This window comes from Streptomyces albipurpureus, from assembly GCF_023701525.1.
In the GTDB taxonomy this organism is placed as follows: Bacteria; Actinomycetota; Actinomycetes; order Streptomycetales; family Streptomycetaceae; genus Streptomyces; species Streptomyces albipurpureus.
This window is the reverse complement of record NZ_JAMQAW010000063.1, coordinates 24,508-38,836: the sequence shown is the minus strand read 5'-3', so window position 1 is coordinate 38,836 and position 14,329 is coordinate 24,508. Positions and strand designations below refer to the sequence as shown.

General features: G+C 69.2%; 14 protein-coding genes. 9 read left to right on the top strand and 5 right to left on the bottom strand.

Annotated features, from left to right (window positions below):
• Positions 1–10: 10 nt before the first annotated feature.
• The gene (locus NBG84_RS33890; RefSeq protein ID WP_250923510.1) at positions 11–1,291 is read right to left on the bottom strand and encodes a DUF1015 family protein; all 1,281 of its coding nucleotides are present in this window, start codon (positions 1,289–1,291) and stop codon (positions 11–13) included.
• A 71-nt stretch (positions 1,292–1,362) separates the two neighbouring features.
• Here NBG84_RS33890 and NBG84_RS33885 point away from each other — a divergent pair, with 71 nt between their 5' ends.
• The gene (locus NBG84_RS33885) at positions 1,363–2,391 is read left to right on the top strand and encodes an HAD hydrolase-like protein (RefSeq protein WP_250923509.1); all 1,029 of its coding nucleotides are present in this window, start codon (positions 1,363–1,365) and stop codon (positions 2,389–2,391) included.
• Between the two features lie 140 nt (positions 2,392–2,531).
• On the opposite strand, the gene NBG84_RS33880 is transcribed toward NBG84_RS33885, so the two are convergent.
• Positions 2,532–3,341 (bottom strand): siderophore-interacting protein, encoded by an 810-nt coding sequence (locus NBG84_RS33880; RefSeq protein ID WP_250923508.1) that lies wholly within the window; start codon positions 3,339–3,341, stop codon positions 2,532–2,534.
• The gene (locus NBG84_RS33875; protein WP_250923507.1) at positions 3,338–4,348 is read right to left on the bottom strand and encodes an ABC transporter substrate-binding protein; all 1,011 of its coding nucleotides are present in this window, start codon (positions 4,346–4,348) and stop codon (positions 3,338–3,340) included. Before NBG84_RS33875 ends, NBG84_RS33880 begins: the two co-directional genes overlap by 4 nt.
• 74 nt (positions 4,349–4,422) lie before the next feature.
• On the opposite strand from NBG84_RS33875, the gene NBG84_RS33870 reads away from it, so the two are divergent.
• From NBG84_RS33870 to NBG84_RS33860, 3 genes are all read left to right on the top strand, one after another.
• Positions 4,423–5,469, top strand: a complete 1,047-nt coding sequence (locus NBG84_RS33870) for a FecCD family ABC transporter permease (protein ID WP_425608745.1) — start codon at positions 4,423–4,425, stop codon at positions 5,467–5,469.
• 71 nt (positions 5,470–5,540) lie between these two features.
• A complete protein-coding gene (locus NBG84_RS33865) occupies positions 5,541–6,569 on the top strand; it encodes a FecCD family ABC transporter permease (RefSeq protein ID WP_250923516.1) in 1,029 nt (342 codons plus the stop codon).
• Positions 6,570–6,631: 62 nt separating this feature from the next.
• Positions 6,632–7,435, top strand: a complete 804-nt coding sequence (locus tag NBG84_RS33860) for an ABC transporter ATP-binding protein (protein ID WP_250923506.1) — start codon at positions 6,632–6,634, stop codon at positions 7,433–7,435.
• Between the two features lie 34 nt (positions 7,436–7,469).
• Here the strand turns inward: NBG84_RS33860 and NBG84_RS33855 are convergent, their stop codons facing one another.
• Entirely contained in the window at positions 7,470–7,823 is a 354-nt protein-coding gene (locus NBG84_RS33855) for an SCP2 sterol-binding domain-containing protein (RefSeq protein ID WP_250923505.1), read from the bottom strand.
• Positions 7,824–7,865: 42 nt separating this feature from the next.
• Here NBG84_RS33855 and NBG84_RS33850 point away from each other — a divergent pair, with 42 nt between their 5' ends.
• Genes NBG84_RS33850 through NBG84_RS33840 form a run of 3 tightly spaced genes read left to right on the top strand, consistent with a single transcriptional unit; the run spans position 7,866 to position 10,037 of the window.
• The gene (locus NBG84_RS33850; protein ID WP_250923504.1) at positions 7,866–8,297 is read left to right on the top strand and encodes a hypothetical protein; all 432 of its coding nucleotides are present in this window, start codon (positions 7,866–7,868) and stop codon (positions 8,295–8,297) included.
• 7 nt (positions 8,298–8,304) lie between these two features.
• A complete protein-coding gene (locus NBG84_RS33845) occupies positions 8,305–9,120 on the top strand; it encodes a TlyA family RNA methyltransferase (protein WP_250923503.1) in 816 nt (271 codons plus the stop codon).
• Positions 9,117–10,037 carry an NAD kinase gene (locus tag NBG84_RS33840; RefSeq protein WP_250923502.1) on the top strand — a complete coding sequence of 307 codons (921 nt, stop codon included), beginning with the start codon at positions 9,117–9,119 and terminating at the stop codon, positions 10,035–10,037. The genes NBG84_RS33845 and NBG84_RS33840 overlap by 4 nt, the downstream gene beginning before the upstream one ends.
• Here the strand turns inward: NBG84_RS33840 and NBG84_RS33835 are convergent.
• A complete protein-coding gene (locus NBG84_RS33835) occupies positions 10,034–10,225 on the bottom strand; it encodes a hypothetical protein (protein WP_250923501.1) in 192 nt (63 codons plus the stop codon). The two genes, NBG84_RS33840 and NBG84_RS33835, sit on opposite strands and share 4 nt — an antisense overlap.
• Before the next feature lie 422 nt (positions 10,226–10,647).
• Between NBG84_RS33835 and recN the strand changes: the two genes are divergently transcribed.
• Positions 10,648–12,384, top strand: a complete 1,737-nt coding sequence (recN, locus tag NBG84_RS33830) for a DNA repair protein RecN (RefSeq protein WP_250923500.1) — start codon at positions 10,648–10,650, stop codon at positions 12,382–12,384.
• 114 nt (positions 12,385–12,498) lie between these two features.
• Positions 12,499–13,572, top strand: coding sequence for a glycosyltransferase family 4 protein (locus NBG84_RS33825; protein WP_250923499.1), 1,074 nt, complete (start codon positions 12,499–12,501; stop codon positions 13,570–13,572).
• Positions 13,573–14,329: the final 757 nt, after the last annotated feature.

Below are 14,329 nucleotides of genomic sequence, written 5' to 3'. Positions count from 1 at the left end.
CCGCCCCTCTTCAGTTCTCCACCAGAGTTCTCAGTACCAACCCCGTCGCCGGTTTCGGGCCGAACGATGTGGATTTACGGGGCATCATGATGCCCTCGCGGGCGAGTTCCCTGACGACTTCCTCGCGGACCGGGTGCATCAGCACCGCCGTGCTGTTGTTGCGCTCCGCCTGGATGACTGCCGCATCTGTGTCATGGATGTACGCGATGTGTTCTGGTGTGTCCGGGATGCGCCAGAGGTCGTCCAGGAGCGCCGTGTGCAGGACGGTGGCATCCAGTCGACGCCATGCGGCGGGGCGATCGTGGGGCACGGTTCGGGCGAGTAGACCCGGGGCTGGCCGATCCACCAGGTGGAAGGAACCGTCGCCTGCGAAGAGGAACGCATTGCCCTGGGACGCGGCAGTGGCGAGTGCCTCAAGGGCCTGGGAGAGCGGCACTTCAAGGCGTTGGACGCGAAAGGAGCCGTTGAGCGCGGTGAGGGCTTCAGCGACGGGGAGACGGTGCAGTAGGCGATGGATCGACCGCACTCGTAGTGGGTATCGGGCCACGTCGATCAGCAGAACCAGACCGTAGTGCCAGGGGCCGGGGGTCGGATGCTCGGCCTTCAGCCGGAGGTAGGTCGCCCAGCGGTGGTGTCCGTCGGCGATCAGCGCCTGCCGGTGGGCGAGATCGGTGGTGATGTCGGCGAGGTCATCCGGGCTGGTCAGGGACCACAGCCGGTGGCTGAACCCGTCCTCCGTCGTGGTGGCGAGGAGCGGCGGTCGCAGGACCGTCCGCTCGATGACGGCGGTAGCGCCGGTCGCGGCTCCCGTGCCGCGATAGGTGAGCAGCAGCGGTTCCAGGTTGGCGCCGGTGGTCCGCAGCAGATCGGCCCGGTCGGCAACGATGTCCGGCATCACGTCCTCGTGGGGAAGGACGACCCCCTCGGACGGTTCGGAGAGCGAGAGGGCGCCGATGACTCCGCGTTGGAGGATGTCGCCCTGGCGCTGTTCGTAGACGTAGAGAGCCGGTTCGGGGTCCTGCGCGAGGATGCCTTCGTCCTTCCAGCGGCTCAGGGTGTCGGCGGCTTGCTGGTGGCGTGCGGCCGGAGTGGGGGCCTGCGGCAGGATCAGTCGGACGATGTTGTAGGGGTCTGCCGATTCGAGGTGGTGGAGTCCATCGGGCCTGACGACGACGTCGTACGGGGGCGAGGTCACCGCGGCGAGGGAGCCGACCCGTTCGGGGACGTACCGCAGTCCGCGGAAGGGAAGCAGTTGCAGACCGTCGTTGGCCGCGGGACCTTCGCTGTTCATCTGTGCATCGTATGCGCGCGGTGTGATGCGCGATGATCGGGGGAGTGACGCCGATCGAGGGGCAGAGTCGAATGAGTCAGCAGAGCAGGACCCGTCCGGGCGGCAGCGCGACGCCGCTGAGCGTGGCCTATGACACGGCCCTACTGGACCTGGACGGGGTGGTGTACGCGGGCGGTGCGGCGATCGCGTACGCCGTTGACTCGCTTCTGACCGCGCGGAGCGGCGGGATGCGGTTGGCCTATGTCACCAACAACGCGCTGCGGCCGCCGGAGGTGGTCGCAGCCCATCTCAGGGAGCTGGGTCTGTCCGCCGACGCGGATGATGTGATCAATTCGGCGCAGGCGGTCGCGCGGTTGATCTCCGAGCAGGTGCCGGTCGGGTCACGGGTGCTGGTGATCGGTGGGGAAGGGCTGCGGGTCGCCCTGCGCGAGCGCGGCCTTGAGCCGGTGGAGTCGGCCGATGACGATCCGGCAGCTGTGGTGCAGGGATACGGCGGTCCTGAACTGCCCTGGGGGCGGTTCGCCGAGGCGTGTTACGCGATCGCTCGCGGTGTGCCGTGGTTCGCGTCCAACACCGATCTGACCATTCCCAGTGGGCGCGGCATCGCGCCGGGCAATGGTGCTGCCGTTGAGGTGGTGCGGATCGCCACCGGCGCGGAGCCGCAGGTGGCGGGGAAGCCGCTGCCGCCGATGCATCGGGAGACGGTGCTGCGGACGGGTGCGCGCAGGCCGCTGGTGGTGGGGGATCGGCTGGACACCGATATCGAAGGCGCGTTCAACGGTGACGTCGACTCACTGCTGGTGCTGACCGGGGTGACCGATGGGGCTCAACTGCTGGCGGCTCGGCCCGCGCACCGACCGACCTATGTGGACGCTGACCTACGGGGAATCCTGACGGCACAGCCCGAAGTATCCGGGAGCGCAGACGGGTTCGCCTGTGGCGGGTGGACTGCGGTGGTTCAGGGGGATGAGCTGGTGCTGGATGGTGCCGGCGATTCGATGGACGGTCTGCGTGCGTTGTGTGCCGCTGCCTGGAGCCGGGCCGGCGACGGAGTGTTCGACCAGGGCTCGTCGAAGGCTTTGGCGCGGCTCGGGCTCTAGGAGTGTTCGAGCCGGGTGCTGGAGCGCTGGGTGGGTCCTCCGTCGGACTACAGCGGTGCCAACTGCCGTACGCACCCGTGCTTGCCGCGCGGCCGTCTCCTTGGGCGGAGCTACCGGCGGGGTGGTCGCCGGGCAGTGCGTCAGGCGTCTTCGTCCCGTGCGAGGAGTTCGTCCTCGGAGGCGCCCTTGCGCCAGTACCCCGTGAACTTCACCTTCCGGCGATCGAATCCGCGCTCGCCGACCAGATGGCGACGCACCGCCCTGACGGTGCTGGATTCACCGGCGACCCAGGCGTAGGGGGTGCCGTGGGGCAGTTCCGTGCCCCGGATCGCATCGGCCGTCGCCCCCTCGCCGGTCAGCCAGACGATCTCCGCATCGGCCTTGGTCGGCAACTCCTGCCGGTCAGCGGTGTTTCGCAGCTCCAGCCAGACCCTGGTGGGCTGGGACGGGGGCAGCGCTGCCAGGATTCCGGCGATGGCGGGCAGCGCGGATTCATCACCCGTCAGCAGGATCCAATCGGTGTCCTTCGGCGGGCGGAAGTCGTATCCGGCGTTCTCTTCTTCCACCGGGGCGAGGACTCCGACCCGGGAGCCGGGTTCAGCGGTCCGAACCCAGCGGGAGGCCGGGCCGAGACTGCCGTGGATGGCGAAGTCAATGATCAGTTCGGCCGGTTCACGGCGGAGTTCACGGACGGTGTAGCTGCGCATCACACCGCGGACGTCGGGGTCGAGGGCCCGCCAGGTGTCGTACCAGTTGCTTTCCTGGGTGTCCGGCATCACGGGTGCCCGCTGCCCCGGCTGGGGCAGGAAGAGTTTGATGCGCTGATCGCGGCCGGCGGTGGCCATCCGGTTCACACCGTCCCCGCCGAGGGTCACCCGGATCATCGAGGGGGTGAGGTGCTCGCGGTGGACGAGGTCGGCGTAGAAGAACTGATAGGGGGCATCGCTCATGGGGTGAGCCTCTTCGACTTGGCGATGGCAGCGGCGAGTTGCTCCAGAACGGGCGCGAAGCCGGCATAGCTGTAACGTTCCTCCATCGCCCAGGGGATGGTCTGACCGGCTTTGACGGCGGGGAGTTCGGCCCAGGTGGGCTTCTTCAGTAGTTCCTCGGCCGGCAGTGCGCTGGAACGGTTGTCGATCATGATCAGGTCGGCATGGTACTTGTCGGCGTTCTCCCAGCTCAGGAACTCCCAGAAGCCCCACTCATCGCCCTTCTTCCCCTCGATGATCTCTACCCCGAGATCCTTGAAGTAGTTGAGGTCGCAGTAGGAGTCGGGGACCGCCGCGTAGAGCTGCTCGGCGTCGCCGCTCATGGCGAGGACCTTGACTCCGGGATTGGCCGCGGCCGCCTTGCGCACGGCCGCCTCGGCCGCCTGGAACCGGGCCTTCGCCCGGGTGACCTGAGTGGCCTTGAGGTCGGCGCCGAGTGCCCCGGCCAACTCCTCGTACCGCCTGAGCGGTTCCAGGAGCGATTTGCGGGCGCCCGCGATACCGATGGAGGGTGCCAGGGACTCGATCTTCTTGGTGCTTTCCTCCGGTACGAACCAGAGCGCGGGCGGCGGGAACATGTTGCTGATCAGCAGGTCGGGTTGGTGTGCCGCGTACTTCTCGACATTGAACTCACCCCAGGCCGCGCCGAAGCTGGTCACTTTGGCGACATCGAGATTTCCCGCCTGCGGATTGGGCTTGCCGTCCACCGGCTTGCTGGGGCCGAAGACGCCGGTGCACTCGATCCCGTAGTCATGGAGCGCTGCGGCGCTGCTGATAAAGGCGACAAGGTTCTTTGGCCGCTTGTCGGTCTTGATGACCTTTCCGCGATCGTCCTTGAAGGTCCAGGAACTGCTACCCGCCCCCGGGGACGCCTTTCCGCCATCTCCACAGGCCGTGAGCAGGGCACCGGCGCCCAGTGCGCCGATGGAGGCGAGCAGGCCGCGACGGGAGAGGGGGGAGTTGTTCATGAGTCGACTTTCCTGGTGGAGATAGGTCAAGACGGCAGAAGGAGAAGCAGAGGGTAGGCTAACCTAACCTTGTGTTGGTCGACAGTCCTCCGGCCGGTGTGCAGTCCACACCCAAGCCCGAGCCCCGAAAACGCCATGCCCTGCGTGCTGTCGGGTTGGTCGCAGCTCTCGGCGCACTGGCGCTGGTCTGTGTCGCCAGCATCGCCATCGGTGCGAAACCGGTTCCGATCGCCGATGTGTGGCACGGCCTCTTCGACAACACCGGTGTGGGCAACGATGTGATCGTCCGTGAAGTACGGGTTCCCCGCACCATCCTCGGGTTGGTCGTCGGCGCGGCCCTCGGTCTCGCCGGAGCCGTGATGCAGGCGCTCACCCGCAACCCGCTGGCCGAACCGGGACTTCTCGGGGTGAACGCGGGCGCCGCCGCCGCTGTCGTCTCCGCCATCAGCTTTCTCGGCGTGACCTCGTTCACCGGCTATGTCTGGTTCGCCTTCCTCGGCGCCGCCGTTGTCTCCGTGGTCGTCTACGCCCTCGGTGGTAGCCGCAGCGCCACTCCGGTGCGGCTCGCACTCGCCGGAACCGCCGCCACCGCCGCGCTCTACGGCTATGTCAACGCCGTACAGCTACTGGACTCCGCCGCGCTCGATCGCCTCCGCTTCTGGACCGTGGGTTCCCTGGCGTCGGCGGAGATGTCGACGATCCTCAAGGTCGTCCCCTTCATCGGCCTCGGGGTGGTGCTGGCGGTGACCCTCGCCCGGCCGCTGAACGCCATGGAGTTGGGCGATGACACCGCCCGTTCCCTCGGTACGAACCTGGGGCTCACCCGGGTACTGGCGATGCTCAGCGTCACCCTGCTGTGCGGGGCGGCGACCGCGGCCAGCGGGCCCATCATCTTCGTCGGGCTGATGATCCCGCATCTGGTGCGGGCCATCACCGGGCCCGATATGCGATGGATCCTTCCGTACGCCGCGGTGCTCGCGCCGGTCCTGCTGCTCGGCGCCGATGTGATCGGACGGGTGGTCGCCAGGCCGGGAGAGCTCCAGGTGGGCATCGTCACCGCCCTGATCGGCGGGCCCGTCTTCATCCACCTCGTACGCCGCAAGAGGATGGCCCAACTGTGACGGCCCCACAGGACACCGAGAGGGCGCGGGACGTGACGAAGACCGACCGGGTGCCCAGGTCGACGCGTTCGATGAGGGCCATTCGCACCCCGGGCGGCCTCTCCCTGCGGACCGACCCCCGGGCGGTCGTCGTCGTACTGTCCCTGGCAGCCGTTGCCACCGGCGCCGCGATCGTACTGATCGGCAGGGGCGACTTCGCCATCCCGCCCGCGGACGTGGTCGCCACCCTGCTCGGAAACGGCTCACCCGCCCATGAGTTCATCATCAATGACCTACGGCTGCCCCGAGCCCTGGTGGGACTCCTCGCCGGTGCCTCGCTCGCGCTCAGCGGTGCGATCTTCCAGTCCCTCTCGCGCAATCCCCTCGGCAGCCCCGATGTCATCGGTTTCGGGCAGGGCGCGGCCGTAGGCGCCCTCACCATGATCGTCCTCTTTCAGGGCAGCGCCATCGCGGTGTCCGGCGGGGCCGTCGTCGGCGGTCTGCTCACCGGAATCGCGGTCTATCTGCTCGCCTGGAAGCGCGGGGTCCACGGCTACCGCCTGGTCCTCGTCGGAATCGGCGCCGCCGCGGTACTGACCGCGATCAACCAGTACCTCCTGACCAAGGCCAGCCTGGTCGATGCCACCCGGGCCATGCTCTGGATCACCGGTACGCTCGATGGCCGGGACTGGGACCAGGTCTGGCCGTTGCTGATCTCCATCGCCGTGCTCGTTCCGCTGGTGGCAGTGCACGCACGGCCCATGCATATGCTGGAGATGGGCGACGACGCCGCGTACGCGCTCGGTGTGCCCGTGGAACGGGTCAGGGTCGTCCTCATGGGCTCGGGCGTACTGCTGATGGCCTTCGCGACCGCTGCCGCCGGTCCGATTGCCTTCATCGCACTGAGCGCTCCCCAACTCGCACGGAGGCTCACCCGCTCGCCGGGGCCCAATCTCGCCGCCGCCGCGGTGATGGGCGCCGCGCTTCTGCTGGTCGCCGACCTGGTCGCCACCTCGGCGTTCGGAGATCGACAGCTACCCGTGGGCGTGGTGACGGCGGTGCTGGGCGGCTGCTATCTGTTGTGGCTGCTGGTCACCGAACGTCGGGCGGGGCGCGTATGAGCGCCGGGAATCCCGCCAGACCCGCCCGTACGACGAACCACCGATCCAGGAGTACCACCACCATGCAGCGTCTCACCGCGGAATCAGTCACCCTCGGCTACGACCAGCGGATCATCGCGGAGGATCTGTCGGTCGAGATACCCGACAACTCCTTCACCGTGATCGTCGGCCCCAACGCCTGCGGTAAGTCCACCCTGCTGCGTGCGCTCTCCCGGATGCTCAAGCCCAGCCAGGGCCGGGTCCTCCTCGATGGCCAGATCATCCACTCCATGCCGGCGAAGAAGGTGGCCAAGACCCTCGGGCTGCTGCCGCAGTCCTCGATCGCTCCCGACGGGATCACCGTCGCCGACCTCGTCGCCCGGGGCCGCTATCCGCACCAGGGGCTACTGCGCCAGTGGTCCCCGGAGGACGAGCGCATCGTTGTGGAGTCGATGGAGGCGACCGGTGTCGGTGAACTCGCCGAGCGGTACGTCGACGAGCTCTCCGGCGGCCAGCGCCAACGCGTCTGGATCGCCATGGCCCTGGCACAGCAGACCCCGCTGCTCCTCCTGGACGAGCCGACGACCTTCCTCGACATCCAGCACCAACTAGAAGTGCTCGACCTCTGCGCGGAGCTGCACGAGAGCCAGGGGCGCACCCTGGTGGCCGTGCTCCACGACCTCAACCAGGCCGCCCGCTACGCCACCCATCTGATCGCCCTGCACAACGGCAAGGTCGTTGCCGAGGGCGCCCCGTCGGATGTGGTCACCGCCGAGCTGGTGGAGACGGTCTTCCAGGTGAAGAGCCAGGTCATCGAAGACCCCGAGTCCGGTACACCCCTGGTGGTGCCCGCCGCCCGCAAGCGAACCATCGCCAAGGTCCGCTGACCCGTCCACACCTCGTCCAGCACCCCCGTAGCGCCTAGAGCAGTGTCCGCAGCCGCAGCAGATCGCGGAAACCGGCCTCCAGGGATACCCGGCCCGAGGCCCAGGCCTTGGCGAAGTTCAGCTTGCCGTCCACCAGCGCCACCAGGTCGTCGCCCGCCATCGCCAGCCGGATCTGCGCCTTCTCACGCGGCGGGCCCGCAAGGGTGTCGGTCACCTCGATGCGGCCATCCTGAAGACGGCCGACAAAGGTGGTGTCCAAGTCCCTGATGTGGCAGCTGAGAGAGCGATCAAGCGCCGCCGCCCCCTTGGCACTGCTGTCGTCATCCGCCTGCGCGAGGTTTTCACTGAGCTTCTTGAGCGCGCTGCGGCACTCTTCCGTCGTCGCCATCAGGAGCGACGGTACCGCAGGGCTTCGCGGTAGCGTCTGGGCATGAGCGACTTGATCCCGGGCCCGGGGGGCCCGCCGTACCCGGCGCGGGGCACCGATGCCGCAGGGCTCGACGACCCGAACCGTGCCGAAAGGCCCTCGCACGGGGCACCGGAAGGGACGGCCGACGAAGATCCGGCGCTCTTGGACGAGCAGCCCGCGGCAGCCCCGGATCAGACCCGGCACCAACGCTCCCCGACCGAACCGGCCACCCCCTCCCCGCTCGGTGTTCCCCGTGCCCCCACCGGCAACGAATCCATGGACGCCCTGCTGGAACGGCTCGCCGACGCCGACCACCTCCCGGCATCGGGACACCTTGAGGTGTACGAGGATGTACACCGCGGTCTACGTGAGGCCCTGACCGCGCTCGACGCCCGCTCGGGGCCTGTGTCCGCACCGGGACCGCAGGTACCCTCAGACAACTACAGGAGCTGAACCGCACGTGGCAGGAGTCGCCCGCCGCCGTCTCGACGCCGAACTGGTACGCCGGAAACTGGCCCGCTCACGCGAGAACGCCAGCCAGTTGATCGCTGCGGGACGGGTCACCGTCGGCGGCAACACCGCGACCAAACCCGCCACCCAGGTCGAGACCAGCGCCGCCATCGTGGTGATCGACGACGACGGCGACCCCGACTACGTCTCCCGCGGAGGGCATAAACTCGCCGGCGCCCTCGCTGCCTTCACCCCCCACGGGCTGAAGGTCGAAGGGCGCCGCGCGCTGGATGCGGGTGCGTCGACCGGCGGCTTCACCGACGTACTGCTACGGGCCGGGGCAGCACAGGTCGTCGCGGTCGACGTCGGCTACGGGCAGTTGGCCTGGTCCCTCCAGAGCGATGACCGCGTCACGGTCAAAGACCGTACCAATGTGCGCGAACTGACCCTGGACGCCATCGACGGGACCGCGGTGGACCTGATCGTGGGGGACCTCTCCTTCATCCCCCTCGGGATCGTGCTGCCAGCCCTCGTACGGTGTGCCGCGCCCGGCGCCGATCTCGTCCTGATGGTCAAACCGCAGTTCGAGGTGGGCAAGGAGCGGCTCGGTAGCGGCGGAGTGGTCCGCAGCCCCGAACTGCGCAAGGAAGCGGTGCTCGCCGTCGCGAGCCGGGCCGCCGAACTCGGTCTGGGTGTGTTGGGTGTCACCGCCAGCCCACTGCCCGGACCGTCCGGAAACGTCGAATACTTTCTCTGGCTCCGCGCCGGCGCACCCGGCGTCGATCCGGCGGACGTCGATCGTGCAGTGGCGGAGGGACCTCGTTGACCACACCAGCAGCGACTACACAGCGCACCGTTTTCCTGCTCGCCCACACCGGGCGGCCCGCTGCCATCCGCAGCGCCGAACTCGTCGTCCAAGGGCTGCTGCGCAATGGGCTGAGCGTACGGGTCCTGGCGGCCGAGGCAGCCGACCTGCCGTTGCCGTCGAGCGTCGAAACGGCGCCCGAGGCGATTCCCGAGGCGCTCGACGGCTGTGAGCTGCTCATTGTGCTCGGCGGGGACGGCACCCTGCTGCGGGGAGCGGAGTTCGCTCGTGCCTCCGGAGTGCCGATGCTCGGCGTCAATCTGGGCCGGGTCGGCTTTCTCGCCGAGGCCGAGCGCGATGACCTCGACCAGGTCGTCGACCGAGTCGTCAGCAAGGCCTACGAGGTCGAGGAGCGGATGACCGTCGATGTGGTGGTGCACCGCAACGGCGACATAGTCCACCGGGACTGGGCCCTCAACGAAGCCGCCGTCCAGAAGGTGTCACCCGACCGGATTCTGGAGGTCGTACTGGAGATCGATGGCAGACCGGTGACGGCGTTCGGCTGCGACGGCATCGTGTGCGCCACCCCGACCGGCTCGACGGCGTACGCCTTCTCCGCCGGCGGGCCGGTGGTCTGGCCCGAGGTGGAGGCCCTGCTCATGGTGCCGATCAGCGCCCACGCCCTGTTCGCCAAGCCGCTGGTCACCTCCCCTGACTCGGTCCTCGCGGTGGAGGTGCAGCCGCACACCCCGCACGGGGTGCTGTGGTGCGATGGGCGCCGGACCGTGGAACTCCCGCCGGGGGCCAGGGTCGAGGTACGCCGAGGAGCCGTGCCGGTACGGCTGGCACGGCTGCACCATGCCTCGTTCACGGACCGCTTGGTGGCCAAGTTCGCCCTGCCGGTGTCGGGTTGGCGAGGCGCGCCCCCACCCCACTAGGACCCGACGAGAACCCTCAGCAGGCGTCGGGGCGCGCTCAACAGGTGGGGAAGCAGCCCGAGCACGACCACGGAGAACACCGCGGGCGAGGTGGCGAAGACCGTCAGCGCCACCGTCCGACAGGAGTGCCCGACCGTACTCGCCCGCGCCGCCGAGCCGGGGTTCTCCGGGTGATAGGTCACCGCCACCCGGCCCAGGGCGGCGTGGGCCGTTGGCGGACGGGGCGTGCACGGACACCATCGAATGCATGTACTGATACGCGGTGCCAGGGTGCCGTCCGGGGCGGGGCGGTGGAGACGAGCAGCGGATGGCGCTGACAGCTGTCCCCGCGCTCCCCCTGAGCTTCCGTTCCGCACCGCCAGCAGCCGGCCCGGCATCCGGGCCGGACGGATGGGATGGCGCCCGGTACCGTGACCGCTATGGGCACGAGCCAGACCACCCGGCTCAGCGGCGCGATGGCCATTGCCGCGGGTGCGTCCGCCGCGAAACCCGAGGCAACCAGGGGGCAACGGCCAACCGGCCAGGCCCCCCGCGACAGCCTGATCACAGTCCCAGCGGACGGTGGTGGGCGGGTCCGCGTCGCGCCCCGCGGGCGAAACCTCGTATGGTCATGTCCGTGTTGGAGGAGATGAGGATACGGTCGCTCGGGGTCATCGACGATGCTGTCGTCGAGCTGTCGCCCGGCTTCACCGCGGTGACCGGTGAGACAGGCGCGGGCAAGACCATGATCGTCACCAGCCTGGGGCTGCTGCTCGGCGGGCGGGCCGACCCGGCGCTGGTGCGGCTCGGCGCCAAAGCCGCGGTGGTGGAGGGGCGCATCGGAGTGCGCGCTGGTGGGCCTGCGGCGGTACGTGCCGACGAGGCCGGGGCGGAGCTGGAAGACGGCACCCTGCTGATCAGCAGGACCGTATCCGCCGAAGGACGTTCCCGCGCGCATCTCGGCGGTCGCTCGGTACCGGTGGGAGTGCTGTCCGAACTCGCGGATGAGCTCGTCGCCGTCCATGGCCAGACCGATCAACAGGGGCTGCTACGCCCCGCCCGGCAGCGCGAGGCGCTCGACCGATACGCGGGCGCGGCGGTCACCGGACCCCACACCCAGTACGTCGCCGCCTACCGCAGACTGCGGGCCGTCGCCGTCGAACTCGCTGAACTGACCACCCGGGCTCGGGAACGAGCCCAGGAGGCGGACCTGCTGCGCTTCGGGCTCAACGAGATCGCCGGAGTGGAGCCCCGCCCCGGTGAGGACGGCGCACTCGCGGCCGAAGCCGAGCGGCTCGGACATGCGGAAGCCCTCGCGTCAGCCGCCACCGTCGCGCACACCGCGCTGGTGGGCAACCCTGAGGACCCCGAAGGCATCGACGCCGCCACCCTGGTCGCCGGCACCGGTCGCGCGCTGGACTCCGTACGCTCCCACGATTCGGCCCTGGCGGCGCTCGCCGACCGGGTGGGCGAGATCTCCATCCTGCTCGCCGATGTGGCCGGGGAACTCGCCGGATACGCCGACCTCCTGGACGCCGACCCCCGGCGGCTGGCCGCGGTGGAGGAACGCAGAGCGGCGCTGACCGCGCTCACCCGGAAGTACGGCGAGAGCATCGACCTGGTCCTGACCTGGGCCGAAGAGGGCGCGGAACGACTCATCGAGTTGGAGAGCGACGATGACCGAATCAGTGAACTCACCGCGGAACGGGACGTCCTGCGCGCTGAACTCTCCGGATTGGCACAGGCCCTGACGGACGCCCGCACCAAAGCGGCGGCCACCTTCGCCGAAGCCGTCACCGCGGAGCTGTCATCGCTGGCCATGCCCCACGCCCGGGTGTCGTTCGCCATCCGCCAGAGCGAGGACCCCGAAGGCATCGAGGTGAACGGCCGTACGGTGGCCTACGGACCCCACGGCGCCGACGAGGTCGAACTCCTTCTCGCCCCGCACCCCGGCGCTCCGCCGCGACCGATCGCCAAGGGCGCGTCGGGCGGAGAGCTGTCCCGGGTGATGCTCGCGGTGGAAGTCGTCTTCGCGGGCACCGATCCCGTACCGACCTATCTCTTCGACGAGGTCGACGCGGGCGTCGGAGGCAAGGCAGCGGTGGAGATCGGACGTCGACTGGCGAAACTCGCCAAGACCGCACAGGTCGTCGTCGTCACCCATCTTCCCCAGGTCGCAGCCTTCGCGGATCGTCAACTCCTGGTCGAGAAGACCCATGACGGTTCCGTGACCCGAAGCGGGGTCACGGTCCTGGAGGGCGAGGCCAGGGTCCGCGAACTCTCCCGGATGCTGGCCGGCCAAGAGGACTCCCAGACCGCCCGAGCCCATGCCGAAGAGCTCCTCGCAGCAGCGCGCAGCGAGTCCTAGGCACCCGAAACAGCACCAACATTCACCCATGTGAGTGATCCCGGACCTGCGAAGCCGCACTCCGCGTACAGGGACGGTGCCGGAACGTGCGTACGGACTGGCATTCTTGGGCAAGTGACACAGCTGCGTACGGTCCAGGTACTGGGCGGCGGCAGCGCGGGCAGTAGCGCGCACGTCCGATCACTGGCCGCGGGGCTAGTGGCGCGGGGTGTGCAGGTGACCGTGTGCGCCCCGGCCGAACTGAACCGCCTCTATGACTTCCCCGACACCGGGGTCCACTTCGCGTCCGTCCCGTGCCGCAGTGACCCGGCGGCCGTCGGAGCCCTCCGCGCATTCTGCGCCGAGGCCGATCTGGTGCACGCCCACGGGTTGCACGCCGCCATCCGGGCCGCACTGGCGCTCCGCGGACGGCCCGTTCCGCTCGTCGTCACCTGGCACACCCGTGCCCACCACGGGGGCGCCCGCGGGCACCTGCTGCGGCTGCTGGAACGCAGGACGGCCCAGGCGGCGGCCGTCGTCCTCGGTAGCTGCTCGGAACTGGTCGACCGGGCCCGCCGCTACGGAGCCCGCGACGCCCGCCTGGCACCAGCCTCCCTCCCCGCCCCCCGGGGCTGCTCCTGCGCGGTGGAGGACCGGACCCGGGCCGAACTGGGGGTGGCCGACCGACCACTGATCATGGCGGTCGGCAGCCTGGACGCCCACCGGGGATACGAGACCCTGCTCGACGCGGCCGACCAATGGCGAAAGCTGGACCCGGTACCCCTGGTGGTGATCGCGGGCGAGGGACCGGAGCGGGACGCCCTCCAGCAGCGCATCGCGGCGGAAGATCTGCCGGTACGCCTGGTGGGCCGCCGCGAGGACATCAGCGACTTTCTCGCCGCAGCGGACATCGCCGTGCTCCCCAGCCGCTGGGAGGCCCGCTCGGTACTGGCCCAGGAGGCGCTGCGCCTGGGAGTGCCCCTGGTGGCGACCGCGGTAGGGGGCGTGCCCGAACTCGTCGGAGACGCGGCCGAACTGATCCCCTACGGAGATGCCCCGGCCCTGGGGGACGCGGTGACCCGCCTCCTGTCCGACGCCTCGCGCCGGGGGGAGCTGGCCCGGGCAGGGCGGGTACAGGCGTCGACCTGGCAGACGGAGGACGAGACGGTGGCGCAGGTGTTGAGCGTGTACGACGAGTTGACGCGCTGAGTTTGGGGCTGTCGCCCCTGGGGGTGCCCCTTGGCGGGGCTGCTGGTGCCAGGGGTCTTGAGTGCCTGGGGTGGGCGGCCCTGTTCCTGGGTGTCCTCACCTGGGGTGGGGGTTCCGTCCTCAAACGCCGGACGGGCTGGGGGTGGGTGCTGTGTCGGGGTGCTTGTTTTGGTGCGGGCTGCCCGGGGCGGGGTTTTGGGTTTCCTGTCGTGAGGGTCTTGTTCTGTGGTGGTTGGGGGGTGCTATCGGGGGTGACTCCTCAGCGTCGACGGCCTGAAGCGACTCCGTTCCGGCGTGCGGGCCTTGCCGTCGATCGCTTCCGGGGACACCCCCTGCGCGCCCCCATCCGACACTTGCATCCCTTGCCCCCGGGTCCCTGCCCTGTCAAGGAACCAGAGACAGGCCGCTCATACCGACCCTGCCGCAACGGACTTGGGTGAGGCACGCCTGAATCGTCGACCTGCTGTCACTTGGTAGACGCTGGCAAGGCTCTTCAGCAAACCCCAGCAGTGATTCCGGTGCTCGGAAGCTGCTCCCCATCGCCGATGTGGTCCTGCGAAGTTCTTGATCTAGGACTTGCCCTGCCGAGCAACAGGGCTTGGGGATCAGCTCACCGCTACAACCATCCCCACTTCCGCGAAGGGTGGGCGGTTGGATAAGCGATCAGACGCCAGCTAGGGAGCGCACCCCTCAAGGGCCGCAGTTTCCAGCGAGGCAGTCTGTCAGCGCTGCCCACGCCGAAGGGCATGGGAACAGC

What these genes read in the sequence shown, in the direction of transcription:
- NBG84_RS33890 (WP_250923510.1), bottom strand. Translation starts at nt 1,291, where the DNA reads ATGAACAGCGAAGGTCCCGCGGCCAACGACGGTCTGCAACTGCTTCCC.
- NBG84_RS33875 (WP_250923507.1), bottom strand. Translation starts at nt 4,348, where the DNA reads ATGAACAACTCCCCCCTCTCCCGTCGCGGCCTGCTCGCCTCCATCGGC.
- NBG84_RS33865 (WP_250923516.1), top strand. Translation starts at nt 5,541, where the DNA reads ATGAGGGCCATTCGCACCCCGGGCGGCCTCTCCCTGCGGACCGACCCC.
- NBG84_RS33880 (WP_250923508.1), bottom strand. Translation starts at nt 3,341, where the DNA reads ATGAGCGATGCCCCCTATCAGTTCTTCTACGCCGACCTCGTCCACCGC.
- recN (WP_250923500.1), top strand. Translation starts at nt 10,648, where the DNA reads ATGTCCGTGTTGGAGGAGATGAGGATACGGTCGCTCGGGGTCATCGAC.
- NBG84_RS33850 (WP_250923504.1), top strand. Translation starts at nt 7,866, where the DNA reads ATGAGCGACTTGATCCCGGGCCCGGGGGGCCCGCCGTACCCGGCGCGG.
- NBG84_RS33860 (WP_250923506.1), top strand. Translation starts at nt 6,632, where the DNA reads ATGCAGCGTCTCACCGCGGAATCAGTCACCCTCGGCTACGACCAGCGG.
- NBG84_RS33855 (WP_250923505.1), bottom strand. Translation starts at nt 7,823, where the DNA reads ATGGCGACGACGGAAGAGTGCCGCAGCGCGCTCAAGAAGCTCAGTGAA.
- NBG84_RS33885 (WP_250923509.1), top strand. Translation starts at nt 1,363, where the DNA reads ATGAGTCAGCAGAGCAGGACCCGTCCGGGCGGCAGCGCGACGCCGCTG.